This is a genomic window from Bradyrhizobium sp. P5_C11_2 (assembly GCF_054049755.1).
In genome coordinates this window covers 1-5,695 of the sequence record NZ_JBFULT010000492.1, presented here as the reverse complement: position 1 = coordinate 5,695, position 5,695 = coordinate 1, and the positions used below count along the sequence as shown (strand labels likewise).

8 protein-coding genes and 2 pseudogenes are annotated in these 5,695 nt (G+C 65.5%); 4 read left to right on the top strand and 6 right to left on the bottom strand.

Translation table 11 applies throughout. The features are described from left to right. A pseudogene (locus ACXJL8_RS31965) lies at positions 1-279 on the bottom strand (PQQ-dependent dehydrogenase, methanol/ethanol family); the annotation flags it as partial. Positions 280-613: 334 nt separating this feature from the next. Between ACXJL8_RS31965 and ACXJL8_RS31960 the strand changes: the two are divergent. The 4 genes from ACXJL8_RS31960 (at position 614) to ACXJL8_RS31945 (ending at position 2,809) form a co-directional block, all read left to right on the top strand. Then, positions 614-1,006, top strand: coding sequence for an EF-hand domain-containing protein (locus ACXJL8_RS31960; protein WP_456621036.1), 393 nt, complete (start codon positions 614-616; stop codon positions 1,004-1,006). 267 nt (positions 1,007-1,273) lie between these two features. Beyond that, entirely contained in the window at positions 1,274-1,354 is an 81-nt protein-coding gene (gene pqqA / locus ACXJL8_RS31955; RefSeq protein ID WP_008562446.1) for a pyrroloquinoline quinone precursor peptide PqqA, read from the top strand. Positions 1,355-1,592: 238 nt separating this feature from the next. Continuing rightward, the gene (locus tag ACXJL8_RS31950) at positions 1,593-2,462 is read left to right on the top strand and encodes a hypothetical protein (protein WP_456686219.1); all 870 of its coding nucleotides are present in this window, start codon (positions 1,593-1,595) and stop codon (positions 2,460-2,462) included. A 137-nt stretch (positions 2,463-2,599) separates the two neighbouring features. Further along, positions 2,600-2,809, top strand: a complete 210-nt coding sequence (locus ACXJL8_RS31945; RefSeq protein ID WP_456621034.1) for a hypothetical protein — start codon at positions 2,600-2,602, stop codon at positions 2,807-2,809. 5 nt (positions 2,810-2,814) lie between these two features. Here ACXJL8_RS31945 and ACXJL8_RS31940 read toward each other — a convergent pair whose 3' ends face one another. The 5 genes and pseudogenes from ACXJL8_RS31940 to ACXJL8_RS31920 form a co-directional block, all read right to left on the bottom strand. Then, a complete protein-coding gene (locus tag ACXJL8_RS31940; RefSeq protein WP_456621033.1) occupies positions 2,815-3,162 on the bottom strand; it encodes a hypothetical protein in 348 nt (115 codons plus the stop codon). 41 nt (positions 3,163-3,203) lie between these two features. Next, on the bottom strand, positions 3,204-3,998 hold the full coding sequence (locus ACXJL8_RS31935; RefSeq protein WP_456686218.1) for a pentapeptide repeat-containing protein: 795 nt from the start codon (positions 3,996-3,998) through the stop codon (positions 3,204-3,206). Positions 3,999-4,046: 48 nt separating this feature from the next. Then, positions 4,047-4,787 carry an ABC transporter ATP-binding protein gene (locus ACXJL8_RS31930; protein WP_456621031.1) on the bottom strand — a complete coding sequence of 247 codons (741 nt, stop codon included), beginning with the start codon at positions 4,785-4,787 and terminating at the stop codon, positions 4,047-4,049. Continuing rightward, a complete protein-coding gene (locus ACXJL8_RS31925; RefSeq protein WP_456621030.1) occupies positions 4,777-5,514 on the bottom strand; it encodes an ABC transporter permease in 738 nt (245 codons plus the stop codon). Before ACXJL8_RS31925 ends, ACXJL8_RS31930 begins: the two co-directional genes overlap by 11 nt. Position 5,515: 1 nt before the next feature. After that, positions 5,516-5,695, bottom strand: a pseudogene (locus ACXJL8_RS31920) (ABC transporter substrate-binding protein); the annotation flags it as partial.

The following is a 5,695-nucleotide window of genomic DNA, read 5'->3' as shown; positions in this document are numbered from 1 at the left end:
GTTGTGCGACGTCACGTAGATCACGCCCTGGTACACCAGCGGCTGCGATTCCTCGCTGCGATCGTCGTTGAAGCTGTAATTCCAGACCGGGACGAGGTTCTTGATGGTGTCCTTGTTGATCTGGTTCAGCGTCGAGAAACGCTGGAGATTGTAGCCCATCCCGTAGTTGAGAACATTCGATGTGTCGGTCGCGCCCTTGACCAGCTGCTCGGTGGTCTGTGCGCCCGCACAAGTTGATGCAAGCATGACGAGGCTCGCGGCCATCGCAAAGCGTTTCATCCGTTCCTCCCCAATATGCGCGCCTTTTGACGCTGCGAGCGCAACACTCCGCCCGAATGCAAAACGCGTCAATACGAAAGTCGTAAGTGTCATGCCGATATGTTGGACGCCAGATGCCAGTTGCCTTACAGAAACCTTACAACTGGCGATTCTCGACTTGCGCGGAGACGCTGGCGAAATTCCGCGGCGTGAAGCAGCGCCGCGCTCACGCGGCCGGGTTCCTCGAGTTGTAGCGCGCGCCAGTTGCAATTCCGGGCTTGAACCGGTGCCTGCATGTGGACTTATGTCGTCTCGGTCCCGGTCGAATCGGGAAACGCTATTACGGGAGGTTTTGATGATATCGCGTCGCTCTGTTGCGCTTGCGTTCACAATTGCCTTGCTCGCCGGTCCGGCCTGGTCGGCATCCGGCAACGCCGTCAAGATGTTCGATACCGACAATGACGGCACGCTCGACCTTGCCGAGGTGAAGAAGGCGGCCACCGCGCTGTTCGCAAAGCTCGATCCCGATCACGACGGCACATTGGATGCGCGCGAATTGCGCGGACGGCTGACGGCGAAAGAACTCGCCGCCGCCGATCCCGATCATGACGGCACGCTCACGCTCGACGAATATCTTTCAGTGGTGGAGCAGCGATTCAACGCCGCGAATCCGGACAAGGACGGAACGCTGGATGCGAAGGAGCTGAACTCGCGCGCCGGCCGCGCGCTGTTGCGCTTGTTGCGGTGAACGCCGCCGCCCGAACCGGTCGCAATTCCGCCCGGACATTCGGAACCTGGAGCTGCTCGGCCATGCGAGTCGAAAAGGCGCGGCGGTGCGTCGCACAAGGTACAGCGTTTGTCCGAGAGAGAACTTCTCTTGTCCGAGAGAGAAGTGTGGGCACCGAGAATCGCAACAGATCTATTCTGTCTTCGATTCCAGACTTGCGCTGCACCTGACGCAGCCCTAGTTTTTCGCCGGCGCGGTTGTCGCGCTTGATACCTTGGAGACCCCCGAATGGCTTGGAAAGCTCCGAAGATCGTGGAAGTGCCGGTCGGCATGGAAATCAACATGTACGCCTGCGCTTCGCGCAAGTAAGACTGACGACCTGCCGCGGCTTCGATGGCTTATGCCGTCGGGGCCGTGGCAGTGTTCGGCCCGCTTCTTTTCCTGGTCGCTGCGCCCGATGTTTTGTCGTCGATGCAGAGCCACCCGCGATCGGGCGCCGGCGCTCTCCCCACCAAAATCCTGACCGTGCGCGCCGCGCAGTGTGTTACGCTGATGCCTGGTCAGCGCCGCTGCCGCATCAAGGCGGCGCGCGCTTTCGGGACACGGCATGCGCGGAAAAACCCACAGATTCTGGACGGCGGTAGCGTGCAGCGTCGCGCTTGCCCCGGCGTGCGTGAGCGCCGAGGAGGGCTTCGACACCGAGCACATCTTCGGCTTCCTGATCGGCACCGATGTCGGTAATCCCGGCGAGCGCGAATTCCAGAGCCAGACGACGGGGCGGTTCGGCAAGGGCGGCGGAACCTATCGCGCGCTGGCGCAGGAGGTCGAGATCGAGGTCGTGCCGCTGCCGAACTTCCGTATCGAGGTCGGAGGCACCACCACGTTGCACGACATCACCGGCGTCCCCGACATCGGCGACCGGCGCCAGCTTAACTTCCAGGGCGCCTCGCTCGACCTGCGCTATCGCCTGCTCGACCGCGAGCGCGCACCGTTCGGCTTCACTGTTGCCGCCGAGCTCCATGGCGACCGCATTGATGAGACCTCCGGCGCAAAAGGCCGGATGTATGGCACCGATTTCACGCTCGCTTTCGACCGCGAGCTGATCCCGAATTTCGCCATCGGCGCGCTCAACCTGATCTACCAGCCGGAATGGGCGCGCTTCGAGGTGGCCGGGCTGTCCGAGAAGAGCTCCACCATCGGCGCCGGCTTTGCCGGCCTCGTGCGCGTGCGTCCCAACATGCTGCTCGGCGGCGAGCTGCGCTACTTCCGGCAATATGAGGGCATCGGTCTCGGCGAGTTCGCAGGCCAGGCCCTGTTCGTCGGGCCCACGGCCTATTTCCAGCTCTCCGAACGTTCGCGGCTGACTCTGAGCTGGAGTATCCAGGCCTGGGGGCGTGCGGCCGGATCGAGTGCCAATCTCGACCTCGTCAATTTCGAACGCCAGCAGGCAAGGCTGGTGTTCGGGGTGAATTTCTAGGTGCGCTCTTCCCCTCTCCCCGCAAGCGGGGAGAGGGGAAAAGAGCGGCCATTCCTCACACCGGATTGAAACTTCCGGCTCCTCGGGACGTAGCCTTTCATGCTAAACCTTGACCGCCCTTGCGTGAGGATTCCGGCATGAACCCGATCGATCTGGTGGTGACTGTGTGTGCGGTGCTCTCGCCTGCGACCTGCGAGGAGCAGCATCTGGTGTTCAACTATGCGGGATCGCCGAGGCAATGCGCCATGGCGGCGCCGCCCTATATCGCGCAATGGATCGGCGACCATCCGAAGTGGCATGCGGTGCGGTGGCGCTGCGAATATCCGCACCCGAACGACAAGGCCTAGCCGCGCTACTTGGTGCAGTCCTTCAGGTCCTTGTCGGCGATCGAGAACACCGCATCGGCCCTGATCTCGATGTCGCGCACGATGCATTGCCGTGCATTGGGATAGCTGACCTTGGCGTCGTAGCGGCCGGGCTCGACGCCGGTGATGCGCAGCCGCTCGTCGTGGTCGACCTCCTTATCCTTGTCGTTCAGGGTCTGGTTCGGACCCCAGTCGGTCTTGCCGGCCGGTGAGAGCTGGAAGCCGGAGATCGTCTCCGTCGTCAGATTCCACAGCCTGATGCCTTTGCCCTTGCCTTGCGCGGCGGCTTCGCCGGCAAACCCCAGCAACGCGATCAACACCAGACCCCAACGCATCAGATCGTCCTCCCAAAAATCGTCCACCCACGTCGGCGCCGTTATTGCCTGATCAGGCGCTCGCGGTTCTTTGCCTYGTCGAAATTCTTGGCGCGGTCAAGGCCGATCGGTGCAATCAGCCTGGTGGAGGTGAGATCGGCGCCCTCGAAATCGGTGTCGATCACGGTCGCCCCGGTCAGGTCGGCGCCGCCGAGCTGGGCGTTCCGGAGCGACGCGCCGGTCAGGTCGGCGCCCCTGAGGGAGGCAAACTCGAGATCGACGCGCGACAGGTCGGCGTTGCGCGCGTTCAACCGTTCCAGATTCGCCGATCGCAGCACGGCGCGCATCAACCCCATCGACTGGTTGCGCATGTCGGCGCCGAGATTAGCGTCAGCGATCGAGGCGCCGACCAGGCTCGCGCCGCTGAGATCGGCTGCGATGCGCGCGCCGGTCAGATCGGCGCCGTCGAGGTGAGCGCGCGCCATCTGCGCGGCGAACAGGTTGGCGCCTCTCAGGCTCGCGCCCGTGAGATCGGCGTCGAGAAGCCACGCCTGATCGAGGATCGCTCGATCAAGACGGGCGCCGCCGAGTTTTGTCTTGTTGAGCCGTGCGGTGCGAAGCACCGCCCTGGAAAGGTCGAGCCCCGAGAGATCGAGCCCCGACAAGCGCGTGCCGGTGAAGTCGGCGGGCGCGCCGGCGCTCGCTTTGGCCAGCACGGCCTCGACCTCCTGCCGGCTCATTTCAGCGGAGACCATGGCGGGTGAGGTGAGGTCGACGTCACGCATCATGTCCTGGGCGCCCGCCATGGTCGCGACGAGCGCGAAGCCAAGCGTCGTCAGAGCAACGGTTCGTCTCATCGTCAGGCTCCGCTACCGGCCTGTTTAGCACACGCGCCGCGCGGCTGCCTATGAGACATCCCGCCCGGCGCGTTCGCCGCCCTGCTCACCCTGGGCGCGCCGCGCAAGCCCGGCCTTGATCGCGGCAATCGCGGCGTCGCTGCGCGCCTCGCGCGGGATGCCGATGGGGACCTCGGCCAGGATGCGCGCCGGGCGCGGCGACAGGAAGAACAGGCGATCGCCGAGGCGCACCGCATCGTCCAGGCTGTGCGTCACGAGCAGCGTCGTGACCGGCCGGCTGGCGACCAGCGTCGCGATCTCGTCGCGCAATCGGCCGGCCAGCGCGTCGTCGAGCGAGGCCAGGGGCTCGTCGAGCACCAGAATGTCCGGCTCGACCGCAAAGGCGCGGGCGAGTGCGACGCGGCGGGCCAGCCCCAGCGACAGCTCGCCGGGGAAGTGGCTGCGGTGCTGCTCCAGCTCGAGGATCCTGAACAGCTCGGACAGTTTTGCCTCGCCGATCCCGGGCGCCGCCAGCCGCACATTCTGCTCGACCGAGCGCCACGGCAACAGCCGCGGCTCCTGGAACACCATGCCGATGCGGGCGTCCGGCGGGCACGAGATGGCGCCTTGAAAGTCGCGATCGAGGCCGAGGATGATCCGCAGCATCGTGCTCTTGCCGCAGCCGGACGGTCCGATCAGCACGCCGACCTCGCCGGCACCAAGCGCGAATTTGACCGGCGCGAGCACATCGTGCGTTTCGCCCGCTGCGCTTCTGAACGTCTTGGCTGTGATATCGACTTCAAGCCGCACGGGGCCGCCACCGTGTTGCACGGGCTTCGAACGGCTGCACCAGGACGGTCTCGATGACGAACACCACGGCGGCGAATGTCAGCGAATAGGCGAGCAGCCGCGGCGTGTCGAACAGCTGGAAGGCGACCCCGATCTCGAAGCCGACGCCGTTCGGGCGCCCCAAGAGCTCGGCGACCAGCACGATCTTCCAGACCAGCGACAGCCCGGAGCGCGCGGAGGCGGCGATATAGGGCGCAAGCTGCGGCAGCGCCACGTGCCGGAACGCGCGCCAGCGCGGCATTGCGAACACGGCCGCCATCTCGTCGAGCGAGCGGTCGAGCGCGCGGGTGCCTTCGCGCAAGGTGACGATGGCGGTCGGCAGCTTGTTGATGGCGATCGCGGCGATTGCGGCAGCTTCGGTCAACCCGGCCCAGATATAGGCGAGCACGATCACCACCAGCGCCGGCAGGTTCAGGAGCAGGATCAGCCAGGGATCGCCGAGCCGGTCGGCGAGCTTCACCCGGCCCATCAGATAGCCGATGGCGCTGCCGAGCGACATCGCCAGCACGAAGGCGAGCGCGACGCGCGCGAGCGTGGCGCCGAGATGCAGGAACAGCGCGCCGCTCGCGGCCTCCGCGATCATCACGTCGAGCACGGCGGGCGGCGAGGGCAGTTTTGCACCGCCGACGAACAGCGCGGCTGTCCACCAGATCGCAAGGAGCAGGGCAATCGACAGAAGGCGCAGCACCTCAGTCTCCGGGGACGGCGTGATAGAAGGTGCCGGGATCGAGCTCGGCCGCCGGCCCGACCAGGTCGCGGCCGCCGGTCTCGGCCAGCACGCGGTAGAGCACGCGCGCATCGGCCTCCTCGTCGGCGATGCTCCGGCGCGGAATGCCGTCGCGATAGCGGTCGCGATAGGTCTTGAGCAT